This is a genomic window from Pseudomonas sp. S2_A10, assembly GCF_054668465.1.
In genome coordinates, this window is the sequence record NZ_CP162773.1 from 2205003 (window position 1) to 2228280 (window position 23278).

At 59.3% G+C, this 23278-nt stretch carries 23 protein-coding genes; 11 read left to right on the forward strand and 12 right to left on the reverse strand.

Features of this window, described 5'->3' with window-relative positions; genetic code table 11:
* Positions 1–236: 236 nt before the first annotated feature.
* The gene (ompR, locus tag AB4N41_RS10065; RefSeq protein WP_016772186.1) at positions 237–977 is read left to right on the forward strand and encodes an osmolarity response regulator transcription factor OmpR; all 741 of its coding nucleotides are present in this window, start codon (positions 237–239) and stop codon (positions 975–977) included.
* 114 nt (positions 978–1091) lie between these two features.
* On the forward strand, positions 1092–2405 hold the full coding sequence (locus AB4N41_RS10070; protein WP_016770645.1) for an ATP-binding protein: 1314 nt from the start codon (positions 1092–1094) through the stop codon (positions 2403–2405).
* 129 nt (positions 2406–2534) lie between these two features.
* Here the strand turns inward: AB4N41_RS10070 and rimK are convergent, their stop codons facing one another.
* From rimK to rimA, 3 genes are read right to left on the reverse strand one after another with little or no spacing between them, the layout of a single operon-like run.
* Positions 2535–3440: a 30S ribosomal protein S6--L-glutamate ligase gene (gene rimK, locus AB4N41_RS10075; RefSeq protein WP_024011184.1), complete on the reverse strand. Its 906-nt coding sequence runs from the start codon at positions 3438–3440 to the stop codon at positions 2535–2537.
* Positions 3437–3916, reverse strand: coding sequence for a retropepsin-like aspartic endopeptidase RimB (gene rimB, locus AB4N41_RS10080; RefSeq protein WP_016772184.1), 480 nt, complete (start codon positions 3914–3916; stop codon positions 3437–3439). The genes rimK and rimB overlap by 4 nt, the downstream gene beginning before the upstream one ends.
* Before the next feature lie 15 nt (positions 3917–3931).
* Complete coding sequence (rimA, locus tag AB4N41_RS10085; protein WP_252878149.1) at positions 3932–4711, reverse strand: S6 modification regulatory phosphodiesterase RimA; 780 nt, start codon at positions 4709–4711, stop codon at positions 3932–3934.
* 116 nt (positions 4712–4827) lie between these two features.
* On the opposite strand from rimA, the gene AB4N41_RS10090 reads away from it, so the two are divergent.
* Entirely contained in the window at positions 4828–5235 is a 408-nt protein-coding gene (locus AB4N41_RS10090) for an RNA-binding S4 domain-containing protein (protein WP_039756436.1), read from the forward strand.
* Between the two features lie 97 nt (positions 5236–5332).
* On the opposite strand, the gene AB4N41_RS10095 is transcribed toward AB4N41_RS10090, so the two are convergent.
* The gene (locus tag AB4N41_RS10095) at positions 5333–6133 is read right to left on the reverse strand and encodes a phosphatase PAP2 family protein (protein ID WP_252877245.1); all 801 of its coding nucleotides are present in this window, start codon (positions 6131–6133) and stop codon (positions 5333–5335) included.
* 107 nt (positions 6134–6240) lie between these two features.
* On the opposite strand from AB4N41_RS10095, the gene hslO reads away from it, so the two are divergent.
* Positions 6241–7143: an Hsp33 family molecular chaperone HslO gene (gene hslO / locus AB4N41_RS10100; protein WP_252877246.1), complete on the forward strand. Its 903-nt coding sequence runs from the start codon at positions 6241–6243 to the stop codon at positions 7141–7143.
* A gap of 181 nt (positions 7144–7324) precedes the next feature.
* Positions 7325–8866, forward strand: coding sequence for a phosphoenolpyruvate carboxykinase (locus AB4N41_RS10105; protein WP_016772179.1), 1542 nt, complete (start codon positions 7325–7327; stop codon positions 8864–8866).
* Between the two features lie 177 nt (positions 8867–9043).
* On the opposite strand, the gene AB4N41_RS10110 is transcribed toward AB4N41_RS10105, so the two are convergent.
* From AB4N41_RS10110 to AB4N41_RS10120, 3 genes are all read right to left on the reverse strand, one after another.
* Positions 9044–9316, reverse strand: coding sequence for a type II toxin-antitoxin system RelE/ParE family toxin (locus AB4N41_RS10110; RefSeq protein ID WP_056787114.1), 273 nt, complete (start codon positions 9314–9316; stop codon positions 9044–9046).
* Complete coding sequence (locus AB4N41_RS10115) at positions 9316–9762, reverse strand: antitoxin PaaA2 family protein (protein WP_056787116.1); 447 nt, start codon at positions 9760–9762, stop codon at positions 9316–9318. The genes AB4N41_RS10110 and AB4N41_RS10115 overlap by 1 nt, the downstream gene beginning before the upstream one ends.
* Positions 9763–10086: 324 nt before the next feature.
* Positions 10087–11229, reverse strand: coding sequence for a lipase family protein (locus AB4N41_RS10120; protein ID WP_056787119.1), 1143 nt, complete (start codon positions 11227–11229; stop codon positions 10087–10089).
* Between the two features lie 273 nt (positions 11230–11502).
* On the opposite strand from AB4N41_RS10120, the gene AB4N41_RS10125 reads away from it, so the two are divergent.
* The 3 genes from AB4N41_RS10125 to AB4N41_RS10135 all read left to right on the forward strand — a co-directional run bounded on the left by AB4N41_RS10125 (position 11503) and on the right by AB4N41_RS10135 (position 15393).
* Positions 11503–13431 (forward strand): RecQ family ATP-dependent DNA helicase, encoded by a 1929-nt coding sequence (locus tag AB4N41_RS10125; RefSeq protein ID WP_252877247.1) that lies wholly within the window; start codon positions 11503–11505, stop codon positions 13429–13431.
* A gap of 213 nt (positions 13432–13644) precedes the next feature.
* On the forward strand, positions 13645–14871 hold the full coding sequence (locus tag AB4N41_RS10130; protein ID WP_252877248.1) for a 3-hydroxyacyl-CoA dehydrogenase: 1227 nt from the start codon (positions 13645–13647) through the stop codon (positions 14869–14871).
* Positions 14872–14973: 102 nt separating this feature from the next.
* A complete protein-coding gene (locus AB4N41_RS10135; protein ID WP_460138387.1) occupies positions 14974–15393 on the forward strand; it encodes an acyl-CoA thioesterase in 420 nt (139 codons plus the stop codon).
* Between the two features lie 56 nt (positions 15394–15449).
* Here the strand turns inward: AB4N41_RS10135 and AB4N41_RS10140 are convergent, their stop codons facing one another.
* The 4 genes from AB4N41_RS10140 to AB4N41_RS10155 form a co-directional block, all read right to left on the reverse strand.
* On the reverse strand, positions 15450–15935 hold the full coding sequence (locus AB4N41_RS10140; protein WP_039756448.1) for a glycine zipper domain-containing protein: 486 nt from the start codon (positions 15933–15935) through the stop codon (positions 15450–15452).
* A gap of 332 nt (positions 15936–16267) precedes the next feature.
* Complete coding sequence (locus AB4N41_RS10145) at positions 16268–18616, reverse strand: FdhF/YdeP family oxidoreductase (protein WP_016772171.1); 2349 nt, start codon at positions 18614–18616, stop codon at positions 16268–16270.
* Entirely contained in the window at positions 18613–19452 is an 840-nt protein-coding gene (gene fdhD / locus AB4N41_RS10150; RefSeq protein ID WP_016772170.1) for a formate dehydrogenase accessory sulfurtransferase FdhD, read from the reverse strand. The genes AB4N41_RS10145 and fdhD overlap by 4 nt, the downstream gene beginning before the upstream one ends.
* A 92-nt stretch (positions 19453–19544) precedes the next feature.
* Entirely contained in the window at positions 19545–20432 is an 888-nt protein-coding gene (locus AB4N41_RS10155; RefSeq protein ID WP_252868618.1) for a LysR family transcriptional regulator, read from the reverse strand.
* Positions 20433–20569: 137 nt separating this feature from the next.
* On the opposite strand from AB4N41_RS10155, the gene lysM reads away from it, so the two are divergent.
* Positions 20570–21010 carry a peptidoglycan-binding protein LysM gene (gene lysM / locus AB4N41_RS10160; RefSeq protein WP_123585632.1) on the forward strand — a complete coding sequence of 147 codons (441 nt, stop codon included), beginning with the start codon at positions 20570–20572 and terminating at the stop codon, positions 21008–21010.
* Positions 21011–21108: 98 nt separating this feature from the next.
* Here the strand turns inward: lysM and yrfG are convergent, their stop codons facing one another.
* On the reverse strand, positions 21109–21771 hold the full coding sequence (yrfG, locus tag AB4N41_RS10165; protein ID WP_056787135.1) for a GMP/IMP nucleotidase: 663 nt from the start codon (positions 21769–21771) through the stop codon (positions 21109–21111).
* Positions 21772–21859: 88 nt separating this feature from the next.
* Here yrfG and nudE point away from each other — a divergent pair, with 88 nt between their 5' ends.
* Complete coding sequence (gene nudE / locus AB4N41_RS10170; RefSeq protein WP_016772166.1) at positions 21860–22429, forward strand: ADP compounds hydrolase NudE; 570 nt, start codon at positions 21860–21862, stop codon at positions 22427–22429.
* Between the two features lie 7 nt (positions 22430–22436).
* On the forward strand, positions 22437–23264 hold the full coding sequence (gene cysQ, locus AB4N41_RS10175) for a 3'(2'),5'-bisphosphate nucleotidase CysQ (protein WP_056787137.1): 828 nt from the start codon (positions 22437–22439) through the stop codon (positions 23262–23264).
* The last annotated feature ends 14 nt before the right edge of the window (positions 23265–23278 follow it).

The window sequence follows — 23278 nt, forward strand, 5'->3', positions numbered from 1 at the left end:
TCGAACAGTTACTGCACAGGGCCGGAAAAAATACCGGCCACTTACGGTAACGATTCAGACGTTGCCTGGCGCAAAACGCCGCGCATTATAACCAGCGTTCTGTCATTCGGGGGCGTTGCAGGCTGTAGGCATAAACCCCGGTTTTCTGGCAGTGAAGGAAAAATCTGCTAACAATGCACACGGTGCGTATAACGGCAGCTACGCCATAATGCGCGCCGAGCTAAAAGGAGCATCCAATGAGCAGCACTGCACAAACGGCTGAAGGCGAAAAAATTCTTATCGTTGATGACGATCCGGGGCTGAGCAGCCTGCTGGAGCGTTTCTTCGTCAGCAAGGGCTACCGTGCCCGTACCGTTCCGAACACTGAGCAGATGGACCGTCTGCTGGCGCGTGAAGTGTTCAATCTGGTCGTTCTCGACCTGATGCTGCCGGGCGAAGACGGCCTGACCGCGTGCCGCCGCCTGCGCAGCGCGAACAACCAGATTCCGATCATCATGCTCACCGCCAAGGGCGATGAGCTGAGCCGTATCAAGGGCCTTGAACTGGGCGCCGACGATTACCTGGCCAAGCCGTTCAACCCGGACGAGCTGATGGCTCGGGTCAAAGCGGTATTGCGCCGTCAGGCCGCACCGGTGCCGGGCGCGCCGGGCAGTGAAGACGAAAACGTCACCTTCGGTGATTACGTGTTGTCGCTGGCGACCCGCGAGCTCAAGCGTGGCGATGAAGTGCACATGCTCACCACCGGTGAGTTCGCGGTACTCAAGGCGCTGGTGATGAACGCCCGTCAGCCGCTGACCCGCGACAAGCTGATGAACCTCGCCCGTGGCCGTGAATGGGATGCGCTGGAGCGTTCCATCGACGTGCAGATCTCGCGTCTGCGCCGCATGATCGAACCCGATCCGTCGAAACCGCGCTACATCCAGACTGTCTGGGGCGTGGGTTACGTGTTCGTACCGGATGGCACCGCCACCAAGTGATCGGTGATTTGTAGGAGCGGGTCTGCAAGGCTCTGGTCGCACGGCCATTGCCACAGACTCGCAATCCGCAATATGCGAGCATTGCTCGCTCCTGCAAGTGTGTAGCGGTTAAAGATGAAAACCCCCGTCTGGTTCCCCCAAAGTTTTTTCTCCCGCACCCTCTGGCTGGTGCTGATCGTCGTGCTGTTTTCCAAGGCGCTGACCCTGGTTTATCTGTTGATGAACGAGGACGTGCTGGTGGATCGCCAATACAGCCATGGCGTCGCTCTGACGCTGCGCGCCTATTGGGCCGCCGACGAAGAGAACCGCGCAAAAATTGCCGATGCCGCGACCCTGATTCGTGTGGTCGGCGCCGGTGTGCCGGAAGGCGAACAGCACTGGCCGTACAGCGAAATCTACCAACGTCAGATGCAGGCGGAACTGGGTGCCGACACCGAGGTGCGTTTGCGCATGCACTCGCCGCCGGCATTGTGGGTGAGGGCACCGAGCCTGGGCGATGGCTGGCTGAAAGTGCCGTTGTATCCGCACCCGCTGCGCGGCCAGAAGATCTGGAACGTGCTCGGCTGGTTCCTCGCCATCGGCCTGCTTTCTACGGCGTCGGCATGGATTTTCGTCAGCCAGCTCAACCAGCCGTTGAAGCGCCTGGTGTATGCCGCGCGGCAACTCGGCCAGGGCCGCAGCGTACGTCTGCCGATCAGTGATACGCCGAGCGAAATGACCGAGGTTTATCGCGCCTTCAACCAGATGGCCGAGGACGTCGAACAGGCCGGACGTGAGCGGGAGCTGATGCTGGCGGGGGTTTCCCACGACTTGCGGACACCGCTGACGCGCTTGCGCCTGTCGCTGGAACTGATGGGCGATCACACCGACCTCACCGACGACATGGTCCGCGACATCGAGGACATGGACGCGATTCTCGACCAGTTCCTCGCGTTCATTCGCGACGGTCGTGACGAGTCGGTGGAAGAGGTCGACCTCAGCGATCTGGTGCGCGAAGTCGCCGCGCCATACAACCAGAACGAAGAGAAAGTGCGCCTGCGTCTGGAACCGATCCAGCCGTTTCCGCTGCGTCGTGTGTCGATGAAACGCCTGCTCAACAACCTGATCGGCAATGCCTTGAACCATGCCGGCACGGGTGTTGAAGTCGCGGCTTATGTGTCGGGAGATACCAGCGCGCCGTATGTGGTCCTTAGCGTTATGGACCGTGGCGCGGGTATTGACCCGTCCGAGCTTGAGGCGATCTTCAACCCGTTTACCCGAGGTGATCGGGCTCGCGGTGGCAAAGGCACCGGGCTGGGGCTGGCGATCGTGAAAAGGATTGCGGCGATGCATGGCGGCAATGTCGAATTGCGCAACCGGTCCGGGGGTGGACTGGAGGCGCGGGTGAGATTGCCGTTGGGGTTGATGTTGCCGCGTGATGCTGTTTAAGCGCTGAGATCTTCAAGAGGGCGGATGGCCCCTTCGCGAGCAGGCTCGCTCCCACATTTTGGAATGCGATCAACTGTGGGAGCGAGCCTGCTCGCGAAGGCGGCTTTCCAGCCGCCGAATATCTCTGGGTTAACCTTTGCCCTTGGTGCGAGTCATATTCGGCCCGCCATTCTTTTCCAGATGCTCGATGATGATTCCGGCGACATTCTTGCCAGTGGTGGTCTCGATGCCTTCCAGTCCCGGCGACGAATTCACTTCCATCACCAGCGGACCGTGATTGGAACGCAGGATATCCACACCCGCCACCGCCAGGCCCATGACCTTGGCAGCGCGTAACGCGGTCATGCGTTCTTCCGGGGTGATCTTGATCAGGCTGGCGCTGCCACCGCGATGCAGGTTGGAGCGAAACTCGCCCGGTTTGGCCTGGCGCTTCATTGCGGCGATCACCTTGTCGCCGACCACGAAGCAGCGGATATCCGCGCCGCCGGCTTCCTTGATGTATTCCTGAACCATGATGTTCTGCTTCAGGCCCATGAACGCTTCGATCACCGACTCTGCCGCCGTCGCGGTTTCGCACAGCACCACGCCGATGCCCTGAGTGCCTTCGAGCACCTTGATCACCAGCGGTGCGCCGTTGACCATGGCGATCAGGTCGGGAATATCGTCCGGCGAGTGGGCAAAACCGGTGACCGGCAAACCGATGCCGCGCCGCGACAGCAGCTGCAGCGAACGCAATTTGTCCCGCGAGCGGGCAATTGCCACCGACTCGTTGAGCGGGAACACGCCCATCATTTCGAACTGACGCAACACCGCGCAGCCGTAGAACGTCACCGATGCGCCGATCCGCGGGATCACCGCGTCAAAACCTTCCAGCGGTTTGCCGCGGTAATGGATCTGCGGCTTGTGGCTGGCAATGTTCATGTAGGCGCGCAAGGTGTCGATCACTACCATTTCATGCCCGCGCTCGATTCCGGCTTCGACCAGACGGCGGGTGGAATACAGACGCGGATTACGCGACAGCACAGCGATCTTCATGCAACACCTGTGGAGGAGGTAGATACCGGGAACACCGGCTTGTCTTGTACATATTTGATGCCCGGATTGACCACCAACTGGCCATCGATCAGGGCTTTGGAACCGAGCAGCAGGCGATAGCGCATGGACTTGCGGCAGGCCAGAGTGAACTCCACCGGCCAGACCCGATCACCCAGGGCCAGCGTGGTGCTGATCACATAGCGCACCTGCGCATGGCCGTTGGAGCTCTTGATGGTTTTGCGCGTGACCAGCGGCGCTTCGCAGCGCCGGTGACGCAACTGCACCACCGTGCCGAGATGCGCCGTGAAGCGCACCCATTTCTCGCCGTCGCGTTCGAACGGCTCGATGTCGGTGGCGTGCAGGCTGGAGGTGCTGGCGCCGGTGTCGATTTTTGCGCGCAGGCCCGCAACTCCCAAACCCGGGAGCGCCACCCACTCGCGCAGACCGACAACGGTCAAATGATCAAATGTCTTCAAAGAAAAAACCAAGGGTTAACGCTTCCAGGCCCCGTCCGGCACCTGGGCCAACGCTTTGAATGCAGGTCTGGCGAACCAGTAGCCCTGCATCAGGAAAATTCCACAGTCCGCGAGGAAATCCCGTTCCCCGGTGCTTTCTATGCCTTCGGCAATGACTGTAACGTCCAACTCCGCACACATTGTGACAATCCCCCGAACGATCACCTGACGGACACGGTCCTGGTCAACATCGCGGATCAGCGCCATGTCGAGTTTGATCAGATCCGGTTGGAAATCAGCCAACAGATTGAGCCCCGAATAGCCGGCACCAAAATCGTCGATGGCGGTCTTGAAGCCGAATTCGCGGTATTCACGCAGAATATTGGTCAAATGGCGATAATTATCTACGTGCTCGATTTCCAGAGTTTCGAAAATCAGTCGGTCGATCGGAAAGTTGTGTTTGCGTGCGGCCTCCAGTGTGCTGCGAATGCATAGCTCTGGACGGTAGACGGCGTTGGGCAAAAAGTTGATCGACAAGTGTGTCTGCATATTTAGGCTCGCCGCGCCTTCGATCGCGCGGGTCCGGCAGAGCTGGTCGAAACGGTAGCGGTTGTCTTCTGTAACCTGATTTAACACCGACAGTGCACCTTCCCCTGACACGCCTCGCACCAGCGCTTCGTGGGCAAATACCGATTGATCGCGCAGGTCGACAATCGGCTGGTAGGCGAAGGCAAAATCGAAATCCAGCGGTTCGCTTTGCTGGCAGCCCTGGCAACCGCCCCTGGGTGAGGTCAACGAAGTTGGAAATTTAGTCACGCGGTCACTCCAGGCCGGTCGAGCGGCGAAGATCACAGTCAATCTGGAGGGCCGAGTTCTTGCGCCCGACAGAAACGGTAGTACAGTTCCGACTACTGGCTGAGCGAGGAATTCATATGGGACAGAAGCAGGAGGAGGACGACAAGGTCCGTCTCGATAAGTGGTTATGGGCGGCGCGTTTCTACAAGACGCGTGCTCTGGCCAAAGCAGCAATCGAAAGCGGCAAGGTTCATTGTCGTGGCGAGCGCTGCAAACCGGGCAAGGAGCCGCGCATTGGTGATGAGTTCGAGATTCGCACTGGCTTCGAAGTGCGCACGGTGAGGGTCGAGGCATTGTCGATCGTGCGGCGTGGCGCGCCCGAGGCGCAGACCTTGTATGCCGAGACCGAAGCGAGTATTGCCAAGCGTGAAGCAGCTGCGGCGATGCGCAAGGCGGGCTCGTTGGGCGTGAGCACCGATGGCAAGCCGAGCAAGAAACAGCGGCGGGATCTGTTCAAGTTTCGCGGTAGCAGCAACGAAGATTGAAACGTTGTGCCGGCCTCTTCGCGAGCAGGCTCGCTCCCACATTCGATCGAGTCGTCTGTGGCAGCGAGCCTGCTCGCGAATCGAGTACGACGCGGTATCAGGCGCTACGCACCACACTCATCCGCGACAGCATCGGCAGCTTGCCCAGCAACGCGAAAATCGGCGCGGTCAGCTTCAACCAGAGGTTCGACGCGTGATAGGCAAACGGCGTGTAGTAACCCCAGCCCAACGCCCATACCGCCAGCAGCACACCACCGATGTAGTCGTCCTGACCCCAATGCGCGCCTGCCACCAGACGCGGCAACATGAACAACACGGCCAGACCCCAGACCGTTAGAAATTGTCCGACGGTGCGGCTGAACACGCCCATGAACAACGCCCAGATCAACAACACTGAGGCATGATCACCGGGAAAACTCTGGCCCGAACGGTCCTTCAGCTCCCAGGTTTTTTCCAGATGCGGAAAGTAATCGCTGATGTGCACGGCGCCCTCAAGCACCATTGACGGGCTGCTGTGTTGCCAGCCCATGTGATCGGCGAATTTGGAAAACAGCGCGCGGATCACCACCATCAGCAGCAGGATCGAGAAAAAACCGAAGAACGCGCGACGCACGTCGATCGCCCTGAAAACCCAGTCGCCCTTGATCAGCAGCGTCAGCAGAATCAGTCCGACGACGATGTCGAACGGGCGCAGACTTGCAATTGCCCAGATGTGGAGCCATATCGGGTTGCTGGCCAGCGGCGCATTCAACGAGCGGAACAGCCACTCGTCGAAAATCACACACAGCATCTGACCGGTAGGCCATAACCAGAAAGCCAGTAGTGCCAGCGGCACTACGTTACACAGAACCAGCCGGCCGAGGTTCCACCTTGATTGGAACAAACCCGGATTGTTCATAAAATGCCTCCCATGGCGAAAAAGCGCCGGCACCAAAAAAAGTGCCAGCAAGCGCAAATTTTCACGTTTTGTAACCATTTTGTCATCACATTCAGATACCCAGACCTATGACCGACCTAGCGGATACCGATTTCACTCAACGCTTTATCTTCGATGACAGCGACACTCGCGGCGAACTGGTAGCGCTGGAGCGCAGCTACGCCGAAGTCCTCGCCAAACACCCGTACCCGGAGCCGGTTGCGCAGTTGCTCGGCGAACTGATGGCGGCCGCGTCGTTACTGGTCGGCACGCTCAAGTTCGATGGCTTGCTGATTTTGCAGGCGCGCTCGGAAGGGCCGATTCCGCTGCTGATGATCGAGTGCTCCAGCGAGCGTGAGATCCGTGGTCTGGCGCGTTACAACGCTGAGCAGATCGCGGCTGGCGCGACCCTTGCCGACTTGATGCCGAACGGCGTTCTGGCCCTGACCGTCGACCCGACTGTCGGCCAGCGCTATCAGGGCATTGTTGATCTTGACGGCGAGACACTGTCGGACTGTTTCACCAACTATTTCGTCATGTCACAACAGGTCGGCACGCGCTTCAAGCTGTTCGCCGACGGTCGTCGTGCCCGTGGCATGTTGCTGCAACAACTCCCCGCCGATCGCTTGAAAGACGAAGAGGACCGCGCCGCCAGCTGGCAGCATCTCACCGCGTTGGCCAGCACTCTGAGCGCCGATGAATTGCTCAGTCTCGACAACGAAACCGTGCTGCATCGCCTGTACCACGAAGAGCAGGTACGTCTGTTTGATGTGCAGCATCTGCGCTTCAGTTGTAGCTGCTCGCGGGAACGCTCCGGCAATGCGCTGGTCAGTCTTGGGCTGGAAGATGCGCTGGCGCTGGCCGCCGAGCAGGGCGGCAAAGTCGAGATCGATTGCCAGTTCTGCAATCAGCAGTACCTGTTTGACGCAGCCGATATTGCTCAATTGTTCGCTGGCGCGGGCGTCGATACGCCGTCAGATACCCGTCACTAAAACGGTTCAGCGCAGGTAAATTCACTGCGTAATGACGGAATATCGCCGTTACGACGGGAGGACCCTACTCTTTTTGGGCTTTTCTGGCATAATCCGGCCCACTTTTTTCGCGGTAGTAGTGCACGACTTTCTACTACAAAACGTTTGGAGCACACTCGGCCACTGGCCGACGGGGAACCTCATGACGCAAGCCAATAACGCCGTGTACACCGATCTGAGTGTTGATGATCTGGTAAAAGAAGCCCTGAATCGCGGTGAAGGCGAGCTTGCCGATACCGGCGCTCTGGTTGTTCGCACCGGTCACCGCACCGGCCGCTCGCCAGTCGACCGTTTCATCGTTGAAGAGCCTTCCACCCAGGCCGCTATTGCCTGGGGCCCGATCAACCGCAAGTTCCCGGCCGACAAGTTCGATGCCCTGTGGGCTCGCGTCGAGGCCTTCAACAACGCGCAAGAGCACTTCGTTTCCCACGTGCATGTAGGCGCGGCGGAAGATCACTACCTGGCCGTGAAAATGACCACACAGACTGCCTGGCAGAACCTGTTCGGTCGTTGCCTGTTCATCAACCCGGCCCAGTACAACCCGGCTGGCCGTGAAGAATGGCAAGTGCTCAACGTTGCCAACTTCGAGTGCGTGCCTGAGCGTGACGGCACCAACTCCGACGGTTGCGTGATCATCAACTTCGCGCAGAAGAAAGTGCTGATCGCTGGCATGCGTTACGCCGGCGAGATGAAGAAAGCCATGTTCTCGGTGCAGAACTTCCTGCTGCCGGCCGCTGACGTGCTGCCAATGCACTGCGCTGCCAACATCGGCGAAGACGGTGACGTGACCCTGTTCTTCGGTCTGTCGGGCACCGGTAAAACCACCCTGTCGGCCGACGAAAGCCGTTACCTGATCGGTGACGACGAACACGGCTGGGGCGAAGGCGTGGTGTTCAACATCGAAGGCGGTTGCTATGCCAAGTGCATCGACCTCTCCGAGAAGAACGAGCCGGTCATCTGGAAAGCCATCAAGCACGGCGCGGTGCTGGAAAACGTCGTCATCGACGACGCCAAGCACGCCGATTATGCCGATGTCAGCCTGACCCAGAACAGCCGCGCCGCCTACCCGCTGGAGCACGTTGCCAAGCGTTCCGAGAAGAACCTGGGTGGCGAGCCAAACGCGGTGATCTTCCTGACCTGCGACCTGACCGGCGTACTGCCGCCAGTGTCGATCCTCAACGAAGAGCAAGCGGCCTACCACTTCCTTTCCGGCTACACCGCACTGGTGGGCTCGACTGAAATGGGTTCGGGCAGCGGCATCAAGTCGACCTTCTCCACCTGCTTCGGCGCACCGTTCTTCCCGCGTCCGGCTGGCGAATACGCCGAACTGCTGATCAAGCGCATCCGCGGCTTCGGCTCCAAGGTCTACCTGGTCAACACCGGCTGGACCGGCGGCGGCTACGGCGTCGGCCAACGCTTCAACATCCCGACCACCCGCGCGGTGATCGCAGCGATCCAGAGCGGCGCTCTGATCGGTGCTGCCACCGAGCACCTGGACACCATCAACCTCGACGTGCCTCTGGCCGTACCAGGCGTCGACACCAACCTGCTCAACCCACGCAACACCTGGGCTGACAAGGCGGCGTACGACGAGGCAGCGAAAGCACTGGCCGGTCTGTTCATCGAGAACTTCAAGAAGTTCGAAGTGAGCGACGCGATCAAGGCGGCTGGGCCGAAGTTGTAAGTAGTAGTTTGCAGTGAATAAAAAACCGCCCTTTGGGGCGGTTTTTTCATGGGCGAAGATTTGGGTAAGCTCATCTCAACGGCGGTTCGTCACTTGCCATGTAGCAGTATTCATTCATTTTTGGCCTGATACGGCCAGAGTAATGCCACTCAACAGTACTGCAACATGATCCTCTAATTAAGGCCATTGCTGCCGTGCATGCATGACACGCAGCACTTCCACCCGGTCTTTTTTGATTGCGTAGACGATGACGTAGTTGGCGGCCGCAACGATTTCACGTGTTCCGAGGACCCTGCCCTTTCGGTACAAGGTTGGGCGCTGTCTTGCTATTTCCCCTTTTGATTCGAACATTTCATCGAGATCCGCAGCAGCGTCTGGGTTGTCCTGACCGATTCGGTCCATTATCCGGTCTCGGTCAGCAAGCGCTTCCGGGCGCCAGACCAACCTCATCAGCGCCCTCGTTGACGCAGGGCATCACGCTTGGCGGCGAATATTCGGCGAGCATCTTCATCGCTGATACTTGGCCTTGGATCATCGATGCTGATCTGCACCTGTCGCTTGAACCATTCCTCATAAGCGGCCGCTTCATGGGCTTGTTTCAACGCTTCAGAGCGATCAGGCCTGGCGTAGGTTTTCAGTTGCAGCGGGTCATAGCCGGAGGCATCCACGTTGAATTGGCTGATGCCCAAGCCCTGCAGATAGGTCACAAGCGTCTCCAGCCTCTTGAACAGGCGCACCTGACCACTGCGTTGTGCTGTCAGCGCGCATTTGCGGCTGCCTTGCCGAATCTCGACCGACCAGCCTCCTGGTTTCGCGACGATAATTGTGCCGCTCACAGAACCGTTTTCGACCAAGCGAACGAGGGCGCTGTGATCGATGATTTCAGTGCTGGCCATAAATGCGAGCCCTTCGCTGAGTAATGGCTCCCATCGTACGCAATCAATAGTAGTTTGCAAATTTTGACTCCTGGTGCTGGACACGGCGTGTGCAGCGATGATGTTTCGTTTGTTACTTGGCCGGGGGCATCTGACTTGCAGCAGGTCCCAGCCGTCCTGTGTCAGCAGGTACAGGGCGTGGGTGATGTGGGTGTCGCTGCCAAAGCAGCGACACCCACGACTATAGGTTCGCACCACCCGCTCGCGATAGCCGACAAGACATCGCGTGAAGTAGGAATGGGGCGAACAATTCGCCAGACGTTGCTACCGATTCTTAAACGCTTTTCAACGCAAATGTTGGTAGCCAGAAATATCCAGCAGGCTTGTGGTCAGTCCTGTTGCCGGCCGGTAGATCGTGCCTTTGACTGCCGAGAACGGCACGCCTTTGCTGCCCAGCGAGACATAGCGCTCGCCTTTGTCCTGTTCGGTGAAATAGGTGTAGGACTGGCTGTGCATCTTCTTGTAGCGGGCTTCGTCGCTGACGATGGTGCCGGTGAAGCGCAGCAGGTCGGCATCGCTCAGATTGAGCGTTTTGCTCAGTGGCACGCCCCAACGCTTGAGGCAGATTTCCGCCAGATGGCGAACGATGCGGCCGGGCTCGATCAGCGCATTGAGGTCGCTGCTGTTGGTGGGATCGCCGCCGAGGGCCGTGGCGTTGCCGGCGAGGGTGGCGTGGCGACCGGCCATTGGATAGATCGAGGTTTTGGTGCCGGTAGCGGTTTGCGGGATCACGCAGCTGAAGCCTTTTGAGCGCTCGTCGCGGGCATAGAAGGCGATGTATTCCTTGACGTTGGATTGAAGTTTGACGCGGTTTTCCTGGAAGTTGCCGATGCCCGGGACTGGATCAATCGCAAATATATTCACCGGAATATGTTTGAGTGCAGCGTCCTGGAACATCGCATTGGCGAGCATGTGGCAACTGATACCGCCACGGCTCCAGCCGACCAGATTGACTCGCGCAGGAATAACGCCGTCCTTGCGGAAAGTCTTGATGATTTGTTCCTGTAGTTTCTGTTGCGTGATACTGCGATCGCCATAGTTATACTGGCGCCAGAACCAGGAGCCTTCCACTTTCACATCTTCAATAGGAATGCCTGCGGCTTTCAGACGGTTATATTCTAACTCGGTCAGTTGTTTACGCTGCCAGTCGCATTTGCCTTTGATAATGTTCACAGCGTGTTGCACGTTTTCATCCCAGCCTTTGCCGAACAGGGTGCCGGAAAGGCCGTATTCAGAGGTCTTGGTGAACAGGTCGTCGGCTTGCAGATTGCCGCTGCCAGGGCCATCGACGACGATCCACTCGGCAAATTCGCGTCCGCTGTGGTGTGCAGCGAGCGTAGAAACGATTTCGCCGTCCCAGAAGCTTTTATGTTTGTCATCAAATTTGTTGGAGCCGGTGCCGCAGAAAAATATTGTTAAAGTTGTCATTTCGTTGCTCTTGCATATGTATAAGAGCAGCCAAGTTAGTTTTAGGTGGTGTAAAAAATAAAGGGCGCTGTTGTATCTGTGTTTGTAATGTGAGGTTTGTTATATATATGTAGCTGAGCTTTTCGAAAGTATGTCGAGGCGCTTCGATTGTTAAACGCTTGGTTTTCGCTTCCCATGTATCATTCAGTATTGATTCAACCCCGACCTTTTCTCGACTCGCTGCAATCGCCCGCTAGGCTTTGGGCATGGCAGCAGTCAAAGGAGTGACAGCAAATGCACCACACCCTGGAACAGGTTTTTGGTTATCCACAGTTTCGCCCCGGTCAGGAGGCCGCTGTCAGCGCGGTGCTGGCGGGGCGATCCGCGGCGGCGATCTTTCCCACCGGCTCCGGCAAATCGCTTTGCTACCAACTGCCGGCACTTTTACTGCCACACCTGACATTGGTGGTCTCGCCGTTGCTGGCGTTGATGCAGGATCAACTGGCGTTTCTCAAGTCCCGCGGCATCTCGGCAGGCAGTATCGATTCGGCGCAGAGCCGCGAGGATGCCAACGACGTCATGGCCCGTGCACGTTCGGGCGAGCTGAAAATTCTGATGATCTCCGTCGAGCGCTTGAAGAACGAGCGCTTCCGCAATTTCCTGCAGCAGGTGCCGATCTCGTTGCTGGTGGTCGACGAGGCGCACTGCATTTCCGAATGGGGCCACAACTTCCGGCCGGACTATCTGAAACTCCCCGACTACCAGCGTCAGTTCAACATTCCGCAGGCTTTGCTGCTCACCGCCACGGCGACACCAAAAGTCATCGCCGACATGCAGGCCAAATTCGCCATCGCTCCGGACGATGTAGTGACCACTGGTTTCTATCGGCCCAACCTCAATTTGCTGGTCGAGCCTGTACGCGGTCAGGACAAACGCCGGCGTCTGGTCGAATGGATGACCGAGCGTCCCGGGCAACCGAGCATTGTCTACGTGACGTTGCAGAAGACCGCCGAGCACATCGCCGAGCATCTTCAACGCAACGGAATCCAGGCCGAGGCATACCACGCAGGTTTGCCCCACGATCAGCGTGAAGACATTCAACGCCGCTTCATGGCCGGGCAGTCCAATTGCATTGTCGCCACCATTGCCTTCGGCATGGGCATCGACAAGAGCGACATCCGCAACGTGGTGCATTTCGATCTGCCCAAATCCATCGAAAACTACAGCCAGGAAATCGGCCGCGCCGGGCGTGACGGGCAGCCCTCCGACTGCCTGGTACTGGCCAACCGCGACAGCCTCAATGTGCTGGAAAACTTCGTCTACGGTGATACGCCCGAACGCGACGGGATTCATTATGTGCTCGAAGAGCTCAAAGCCTCAGTGCCGGACGGACAATGGGAGTTTTTGCTTGGGCCATTGGCGGATCAGAGCAACATTCGCTCGTTGCCGTTGAAGACTTTGCTGGTGCAGCTGGAACTGCGAGGCCTGATCGCGCCGCGCTACGCTTATTACGCTGAATACCGCTTCAAATATCTGCTTGAGCCTGAAGCATTGCTCCAGCGCTTCGAAGGCGAGCGCAGGGATTTCGTTGCGGCGATCATCAGGACGTCCACGCGAGCACGCACCTGGGCCACAGTAGATTTCGAGGCGATGTATTCGCAGTATTCCGCCGAGCGCAATCGCGTGGTGACAGCGCTGGATTACTTTCAGGAAAAGGGCTGGGTCGAGCTGGAGAGCAAGCAGATGACCGAGGTCTACAGCCTGCTGCACAGTGATTTCGCCAGCGATGCCCTGAGCGCTGAGCTGCACGAGTATTTCACCCGCCACGAACAGACTGAAGTGGCGCGGATTCACGCCATGCTTGAGGTGTTCGCCACCGAACGCTGCCTGGGTTATCGCCTGGCCGAGTATTTCGGTGACCACAATGCCCCCGAGCGTTGTGGCCATTGTTCGGTATGTCACGGCCAGATCGCGCGGTTGCCGGAGCCGCCGCCATTGCCGCCGCTTGTGGATAAAAACTTCGCGAAGTTGTGTGGTGAATTTATCCACAGGCATGAGCAGCAAACGGGGCGTATTCCATCGGCCGAACGTCTGACGCGGTTCCTGTGCGGAATCAGCGTGCCGTTGTTCACCAAACTCAAGGCGCGGGCGATACCGGGTTTTGCTGCGTTGGAAGAATACCCCTACGCGCAGGTCCGCGAGTGGGCGCAAGAGCACCTTTGACCCCTGTAGGAGCTGCCGAAGGCTGCGATCTTTTGATGTTGATTTTTTCAAGATCAAAAGATCGCAGCCTTCGGCAGCTCCTACTTCAAGTGTCATCAAGGCAGAGCCTCCATCCATCCGCTGAATGTCGATCATCACGCTAATAAACTTCAAAAACCGCCGTTGCCTGACTAAGGTTGGAATCTGTCTTCGGGCCACCCACAAGAGAACAACATGAGCCAGACATCCTTCGAAATCCAGCAAGCTGCGGTGATCGGTGCGGGCACCATGGGCCGTGGCATCGTCATGTGCCTGGCCAATGCCGGCGTGAGCGTGCAGTGGGTGGACAACAATCCACAGATGCTTGAGCAGGCGCTGACGACGGTCGCCGAAACTTATGCACACAACGTGCGTCAGGGCCGCATCGATCAGGCCGAAGCGGATGCGCGAATGGCTCGCGTATCAGCAGCGGCGGATTACGCATCGATTCGCAATGTCGATCTGGTGATCGAAGCGGTGTACGAAAACCTTGAACTGAAGCAGAAGATCTTTCGCGAGCTGGATGGCTTGCTCAAGCCCGAGGCTTTGCTGGCGAGCAACACCTCGGCGCTGGACATCGACGCCATCGCGGCTGCGACCCGGCGCCCGGAACAGGTGCTGGGTCTGCATTTCTTCAGCCCCGCGCACATCATGAAATTGCTGGAAATCGTGCGCGGTGCGCAGACCTCGCCAGCGGCGCTGGAGGCCGCGCTGGCACTCGGCAAGCGCATGGGCAAGGTCAGTGTGGTGTCGGGCAACTGCCACGGTTTTATCGGCAACCGCATGCTGCATCCGTATGTACTGGAAGCGCGCAAGATGCTTCTCGAAGGCGCTTATCCACAGCAGGTGGATACCGCGCTGCAAGGCTTCGGCTTCGCCATGGGGCCGTTTCGCATGTACGACGTGGTTGGCATCGATCTGGAATGGCGTGCTCGAGAGCTAGCTGGCAAGGGGCAGGATGCGCCCGAAGTTCAGGTGGATAACCGCCTGTGCGAGATGGGCCGGTTCGGGCAGAAGTCCGGTAACGGTTATTATCATTATGAGCCGGGCAGTCGCCAGGCCGAGCATGATCCTGAGGTCGATGCATTGGTACTGCGGGTCAGCGAAGAGCTGGGTTTCCAGCGTCGCGACATCGGTCCCGAAGAAATCCTTGAGCGCTGTTTGCTGGCTCTGGTCAACGAAGGCGCGAAGATTTTGCAGGAAGGCATTGCCGGCTCGGCCCATGACATCGATCTGGTGTACTTGAACGGCTATGGTTTTCCAGCGGATAAGGGTGGGCCGATGGCGTGGGCGGATCGGCAGGGGCTAGCGGATATTCATCAGCGCTTGCTGGCGCTGGAGACACGCCAGGGCGATCAGTGGAAGCCGGCGCGGTTGATTGGCGAACTGGCGGCGCAGGGGAAGGGGTTTGCTGATCGTTGACACCAGTCGGCTGTGCTGACGCCTTCGCGAGCAGGCTCGCTCCCACAGGTAAAGTGTTCGTCATCACGATCAAATTCAATTAAGAGAATGCGAGAACCCTGCATGAATCAACGCTGCGACTACCCCCACTTCCAGCCCATCACCACACGCTGGCATGACAACGACGCCTACGGTCACGTCAACAACGTTACCTACTACAGCTACTTCGACACGGCGGTGAATACCTACCTGATTCAGGTCGGTGGCCTGGATATTCATGACGGCGAAGTGGTGGGGTTCGTGGTCAGTTCCGCCTGCGATTACTTTGCCTCGATCGCTTTCCCCGATCTGATCGAGATCGGACTGCGGGTCGGCAAGCTGGGCAACAGTTCGGTGCAATATGAATTGGCTGTGTTCAAGGTCGGCGAAAGCGAGGCGTGTGCGGCGGGACGGTTCGTGCATGTGTTTGTCGATCGGGCGAGCAATCAGCCGGTGCCGATTCCTGCCGGTTTGCGCGGGGCGCTGGAACGGTTGGTAGTCTAGACGCGCAAAAAAAATCGCAGCCCCCAAGGGCTGCGATTTTCATTCAAGCCTTCGCCTCAATGGTGGCGATAGTACTTGTGATGCTTGCGGTGGCCGTAGGCATGGCCGCGACCTGGATGACCACGGTCGCGGTAGTAGCGACGGTCATCATGGCGACGGTCGTAACGACGATCATCGTCGTCACTCTTGTTGCCCATGTAGTTACCCAGCGCGCCACCTGCGCCGCCACCTGCGGCGGAGCCGATCAGGCTGCCGGTGGTGCCGCCGAGACTACGGCCAACCACGTTACCGCCGGCTGCACCCAGTGCACCGCCGATGGCCGCTTCGCCACGGCTGCGCTTGTCTGCACCGACCGCACTACCACCCGCGCCGCCCAGGGCTGCGCCGATGGTGGAACCTGTATTGCCGCCTAACGATTGACCGACGACCGAGCCAAGAACCCCGCCCAATGCGCCGCCCACACCTGCTTCGGTGGTGCCTCCGGCAGAAGCGAAGCCACTGACCAGGCCAAGGGACAACAAGAGAATCGAGGAGAACTTCATAGAGGATGAGCCTCAAAGGGATGACGGCGCCGATCCTGAGGCTCTGCATTGGGCGTGACAATCAAAATCCGACGAATAACACGACTTGTATACAATAATGCAAGTTACTGTTTTTTCACCGGAACTTAACCGATTTTCGCCGGTCTTTAGCTACTTCGGACAGGCCGTTTTCATGCAGAAACGGCCTTTTTTGTGGGCGGTCGAAAATCTTCGCCACGGCAGATCTGTTGACAGGTCGATCGCATTCGCGAGCAGGCTCGCTCCCACCTTTGAAATGCATTCCAAGTGTGGGAGCGAGCCTGCTCGCGAAGGGGCCGGATCTGGCTCCGCGGTTAAGCGGATTTAGCCATGATCAACCCAGTCTCACTCGCCGCTTCCAGCCGGATCGCAATGAACTTCGACGTCGGCGTGTGGCTGCCATCCCCCGTACTTTCCAGCGGCACCAGCGGATTGACCTCCGGATAGTACGCCGCCGCCTGCCCCGCAGGAATATCGAACGCCAACAATGTAAAACCTTTCACCCGACGCTCGCGACCGTCGTCCCAGATCGACACGATGTCGGCCTTCTGCCCTGGACGGAAGCCCAGACGAATGATGTCGGCCTCATTGGCGAACAGCACGTCACGCTGGCCCTTCACGCCGCGATAACGGTCGTCGAGACCATAGATCGTCGTGTTGTACTGATCGTGTGAGCGCATCGATTGCAGGATCAGATCCGGCACCTGCCCAGTGGCACGGGTGCGTTCGTGAACCAGATCTTTCGGCAACTGGTTGGCGCGGAAATTGGCACGGCCCGATGGCGTGTTCCACTTGCGGGCGCCAGCCGAGTTGCCCAGATAGAAGCCGCCCGGGTTTTTGATCTTGTCGTTGAAGTCTTTGAAACTCGGGATGGTGTCGGCGATCAGTTCGCGAATGCGCCCGTAATCGGCTACCAGCCAGTTCCAGTCCACCGGTTGGCTGCCCAACGTCGCGGCAGCGATGCCGGCGATGATCGACGGCTCCGAGCGCATCTGGTTCGACAGCGGCTGCAACTGGCCGTTGGACGCGTGGACCATGCTGAACGAGTCTTCCACGGTCACCGCTTGCGGGCCTTCGGTCTGGATGTCGATGTCGGTACGGCCCAGGCACGGCAGGATCAACGCGTCTTTGCCGTGAGCGAGGTGGCTGCGGTTGAGCTTGGTGCTGATCTGCACGGTCAGGTCGCAGTTGCGCAGCGCTTCGAAAGTGCGCGAGCTGTCCGGCGTGGCCTGGGCAAAGTTGCCGCCCAAGCCGATAAACACCTTGGCGCGACCTTCGGCCATCGCATGAATCGCCTCGACCACGTTGTGGCCATTGTGGCGCGGCACCTTGAACTGGAAGCGACGCTCCAGCGAGTCGAGGAACGCCACCGGTGGACGCTCGTTGATGCCCATGGTGCGGTCGCCCTGCACGTTGCTGTGACCACGCACCGGGCACAGACCGGCGCCAGGTTTGCCGATATTGCCGCGCAGCAGCATCAGATTGGCGATTTCCTGAATGGTCGGCACCGAATGACGGTGCTGGGTGATGCCCATGGCCCAGCACATGATCACGTTCTTGCCTTTGGCGTACATGCGCGCTGCTTGCTCGATCTCGACCAGGGTCAGGCCCGATTGCTCGACGATCTGCTCCCACGAGGTATCGTCGACCGTGGCGAGGTACTCCAGCACGTTGGCGCTGTGAGCATTGAGGAAATCATGGTCGAACACCGCCGGCTCGCCCGCCTTCTGCGCATCGCGTTCCCATTGCAGGAGGAACTTGGCCATGCCGCGCAGCACCGCCATGTCGCCGCCGAGTGCCGGGCGGAAGTACGCAGTGTTGGTCGGCTTGTCGCCGTTGGTGAGCATTTCGATGGGGTGCTGGGGATGCTGAAAACGCTCCAGACCGCGCTCTTTCAGCGGATTGATGCACACCACCTGGGCGCCGCGTTTCACCGCTTCACGCAACGGTTCGAGCATGCGCGGATGGTTGGTGCCGGGGTTCTGGCCCCAGACGAAAATCGCGTCGGCGTGTTCGAAGTCGTCGAAGGTCACCGTGCCTTTGCCGACCCCGACACTCTGCGCCAACGCTACGCCGCTGGCCTCGTGGCACATGTTCGAACAGTCAGGGAAATTGTTGGTGCCGTAAGCCCGCACGAACAGTTGATACAGATACGCCGCTTCGTTGCTGGCACGCCCCGAGGTGTAGAACTCTGCCTGATCCGGGCTCGGCAGATTGCGCAGGTGCTTGCCGATCAGAGCGAAGGCATCTTCCCAACTGATCGGCTTGTAGCGATCGGACTCGGCGTCGTAGACCATCGGCTCGGTCAGGCGACCCTGATATTCCAGCCAATAATCGCTTTGTTCCAACAGGGAAGTGACGCTGTGCTTGGCGAAGAATTTCGCGTCGACGCGACGCTTGGTCGCTTCCCAGTTCACCGCTTTGGCGCCGTTCTCGCAGAACTTGACCATGCCGCTCTCCGGCGAATCACCCCAAGCGCAACCCGGGCAGTCGAAGCCGCCGTTCTGGTTGGTCTTGAGCATCATGCGCAGGTTTTTCAGGGCGTTGTCGCTGGTCAGCCACGCCTGGGCCACACTGATCAGGGCGCCCCAGCCGCCGGCGGCACCTTTGTAAGGCTTGTAGCGCGGGACAGGTTTCTGGTCGGCTTGATGATGTTGGCTCACGCTTGATTCTCCATCGCGGGGCTGTACACCCGCGGCGCACTTTTCTGCGGCAGGTGGATGAGATTGAGGTTGTGGCGCCGGGCCCATTGCACGGCCAGGCCGGTAGGCGCCGACAGGCTGACCAGGGTCTGGATGCCGGCACGCAAGACTTTCTGGATCAATTCGAGGCTGCAACGGCTGGTGACGATCGCCAGCCCGCCCTCTGTGGATATCTTCTGGCGGATCAGTCCGCCGATCAGCTTGTCCAGCGCGTTATGCCGACCGATGTCTTCACGACCGAGCAGCAGTTCACCACTGGCGTTCATGAACACCGCCGCGTGCACCGCGCCGCAGTGCTGACCGAGCGGCTGGAACGCGCCGATGCGCTGGCGCAAACCGTCGAGCCATTCGATCGGTGGCAAGGCTGCGCCCGGCAATACCTTGAGATCAGGCAGTGCCTGTTCGACCGCTTCGACGCCGCACAGTCCGCAGCCGCTGGTGCCGGCCAACTGCCGACGCTGCTGTTTGAGGTTCCAGAACGCGCGGTTGGCAATGGTCACTTGCGCGTATTGCGCCGAGCCTGCGCCTGTCAGTTGCAGATCGTAGATATCGCTGGCGTCTTCGATGATGCCGCTGCCGAGGCTGAAGCCGACAATGAAGTCTTCCAGATCGGTCGGGGTCACCAGCATCACCGCCTGGCTGATGCCGTTGTAGGCGATCGCCAACGCGACTTCCTCGGCCAGCGCGGTGCTGGCCGATGCCTCAAAGGGTAGATCGCTGTAGCTGTAGGTCTGGCTGGCGGCTGGCGCGGGCGTTTCAATTGCTGGCGCCGCGCAGGCTGGGCGCTTGGCGTTCATGGCATCACCGACGGTTTGATCTAGGTCAAGACTAGGCGCGGCAAGTTGTCGCGTCTAATCGCTATTACCGATCTACCGATAGATGCCGTCGATCAAGCGTCTTTTGACGATTTCTGATAAAGCGCGAAACAGGCTTCTGCCAGCGCTGAACGCGGCGCCCCACGGCGCATGATCAGGCCCAGCGGGGCGAGGGTGTGGGCATTTTCGATCGGTTGCAGGCGCAGGTGATCGGCGAGGGTTTCCGCGCCGCCGTCGAGGGGCATGATTGCGCAGCAAAAACCGCCGTGGACTGCTTGCAGCAGTTGATGCACGGCGTCGGTTTGCAACAGCGGTTGCGGCGTCAGGCCACGGCTGTGGAAGTTGTGGTCGATGGACTGGCGAAAATGCATGCCGCTGGTGAGCATGCACAGCGGCAGTTCGATCAGCGATTCCCAGCTCAGGGGTTCATCGCCGAAACTGAACGAGCGCTCGTCATAGAGCAGGCCCATGCGCGTCTCGTTGAAGGCCAGCGAATCGAAGCGCTCGCTGTCCAGACGCTCCAGATACGACACGCCAATGTCGATGCGGTTGTTCGCCAGGTGTTCGAGCACCTGCTCGGAGCTCAGCGAAGACAGCTCGAAACGCAGGTCCGGGTGCGCCGCGTGCAGTCGTTGCATCAGCGGTAACGGATCGAAACTCGACAGCGGCACCACGCCCAGGCGCAGCGTACCGATCAGGTTGCCGCGACAGGCCGCCGCTTCCGCCTGCAAGCCGTCATAGGCTGCCAGCACCGTACGCGCCCACGCCAGCACGCGTTCGCCCGGTGCGGTGAAGCCTTCGAAGCGCTGGCCGCGATTGACCAATGGCAGGTCGAGTTCTTCCTCGAGGCTGCGCAAGCGCATCGACAGGGTCGGCTGGGTGATGTGGCAGCGCGCGGCGGCCTGGCCGAAATGGCGGGTTTCGTCGAGGGCGATGAGGAATTTCAGTTGCTTGATGTCCATCTTCGCTCCGGGCGGTTGGCGGGGTGTGGCGATTCTACCGCCAGCGGCGCGGCAGCGTCATTGGTCGGACTGGAACCGGGTTTGGCCGGGGTGGTCTAGGCTTGGACGACTGGAACCCAAATCAAGGAGTGTGCGCTATGAGTCTGTTGAGCTTTGTGAAAGAGGCCGGTGAGAAGCTGATTGATCTGTTGACCCCAGGCAATGCCAATGCGAGTGAGCAGTTGAAGGAACATATCAGCAAGGTCGGGTTGGGCAATCCCAACGTGCAGGCGACCGTGGATGGCGACAAGGTGACGGTGACCGGTGAAGTGGCGAGCCAGGAAGAGAAGGAAAAGATTCTGCTCGCGGTGGGCAACATTGCGGGCGTAGGCAGTGTCGATGATCAGATCACGGTGACCGGACCGGTCGTCGTGGCTGCCGAGTTTGTCGAGGTCAAGGCAGGTGACACGCTCAGTGCGATCTCCCTGCGCGTCTATGGCAATGCCAACCAGTACCAGAAAATCTTCGATGCCAACAAACCGATGCTCAAGGATGTGAACAAGATCTATCCGGGACAAAAACTGCGCATTCCAAAATAACGCAATCATGTAGGAGCTGCCGAAGGCTGCGATCTTTTGACTTGGACTTTAAAAAAAGCAGATCAAAAGATCGCAGCCTGCGGCAGCTCCTACAGGGGTCAAAGCCCTGCAATCAAATCGCGGTAATCCTCGACTGCGGCAAACTCCGCTGTGTCCTTCGGCCCTTTGCGGCTGTCCGGTTCTTTCACCGCCAGCAAGTGCGCCACGCCAAAATCCCGCGCACTGCGCAGGATCGGCAAGGTGTCGTCGATAAACAGGCTGCGCGCCGGATCAAAACCGATGTCCGCCTGCAAGGCATCCCAGAACTGCGGGTTCTCCTTGGGATAACCGTAGTCATGCGAGCTGATCAGCCGCTCGAAGTACGGCGCCAGTTCGATCCGTTCCAGTTTCAACGACAGCGAATCGCGGTGCGCGTTGGTGATCATGATCACCCGTTTGCCGGCGCGTTTGATTGCGCCGAGAAAGGTATCGGCATCGGCGCGCAGGGCGATCAAGTGGGCAGTTTCCTGTTTCAGTTCGCGCACCGATAATTTCAGTTCCGCGCTCCAGAAATCCAGGCAGTACCACTGCAACTGGCCAGCGTGGCGTTCGAACAACGGCTGCAATTCCAGCTCGGCCATGGCCCGGCTGATGCCGTGCAGTTCGGCGTAGCGTTGGGGCAGGTGTTCGAGCCAGAAATGGTTGTCGAAGTGCAGATCCAGCAGCGTGCCGTCCATGTCGAGCAGAACGGTATCGATGTCGGACCACGGTAAAGAAGGCATGGCAACGTCTCGAACGGTGAAAAGATATCCGACGCAAACAATCGGGAAAGCCGCGTTATAGTAGCGCGTTCACGCCAAGGAGCTTTGCATGCGCCAGAAACCCACCGTACTCGCCCGCGAGATCGTCGCCACCAGTCGCCTGTTTCGCGTCGAAGAACTCAAGCTGCGATTTTCCAATGGCGTGGAGCGCACTTACGAGCGTCTGGTCGGCAAGGGTGCGGGCTACGGCGCGGTGATGATCGTCGCGATGCTTGATGCCGAACACGCAGTGTTGATCGAGGAATACTGCGGCGGCACCGACGAATACGAACTGTCTCTGCCCAAAGGCCTGATCGAGCCGGGCGAAGACGTGCTGGCGGCCGCTGAGCGGGAACTCAAGGAAGAGGCCGGTTATGGCGCACGTCAACTGGAACATCTGACCGAGCTGTCGCTGTCGCCCGGTTACATGAGCCAGAAAATCCAGGTGGTGCTGGCCACCGACCTGTATGAAGAGCGGCTGGAAGGTGATGAGCCGGAGCCGATGCGGGTCGACAAGGTCAACCTGCGCGAACTGTCGGCACTGGCGCAGAATCCGCAATTTTCCGAGGGCCGCGCCTTGGCTGCGCTGTATCTGACCCGCGACCTGCTGAGCCAGCGCGGGGTGTTCAGCTATGAGTGAGACGTCGATGAATTTTCCCCATCCGCTGATGGCACCTGTGGTTGCGCTGGCTTTACAGGCTGGCGAGGCGATTCTGCCGTTCTGGCGCGCCGGCGTTGAAGTCACGGCCAAGTCCGATGATTCGCCGGTCACGGCCGCCGACCTGGCCGCCCATCACCTTATCGTTGCCGGGCTGACGGCGCTGGAACCGAGCATTCCGGTGCTGTCCGAAGAGGACGCCGACATCCCGCAAAGTGTTCGCGCCGGTTGGCAGCGCTGGTGGCTGGTGGATCCGCTGGACGGTACCAAGGAGTTCATCAGCGGTAGCGAGGAATTCACCGTCAACATCGCGCTGATCGAAAATGGCCGGGTGGTGTTTGGTGTGGTGACGATGCCGACCAACGGTCGTTTTTATGTCGGCGGCGCCGGATTTGGAGCCTGGCGTGGCGACGAGGGCGGTACGCCGACGGCGATTCAGGTGCGCGATGTGCCTGCGCCGGGCGAGGCGTTTACCGTGGTGGCCAGCCGTCGACATTCAAGTCCCGAGCAAGAGCGTTTGCTGGCCGGGTTGAGCGCCAGTCTTGGTGAGTTGCAACTGGCCAATATCGGCAGTTCCTTGAAGTTCTGTCTGTTGGCCGAAGGTGCTGCTGATTGCTATCCGCGACTGGCGCCGACTTCGCAGTGGGACACGGCGGCAGCGCAGGGCGTGCTGGAAGGGGCGGGGGGCGAGGTGCTGGATTTGAAGGGTGAAGCGTTCAGTTATCCGCCGCGAGAATCGCTGTTGAACGAGTTCTTTCTGGCGCTGCCGGCGAAGGCTGCGTGGCGCGGACGGTTGTTGGAGTTGGCCCGAGGCTAACTGCCTGATCCGCA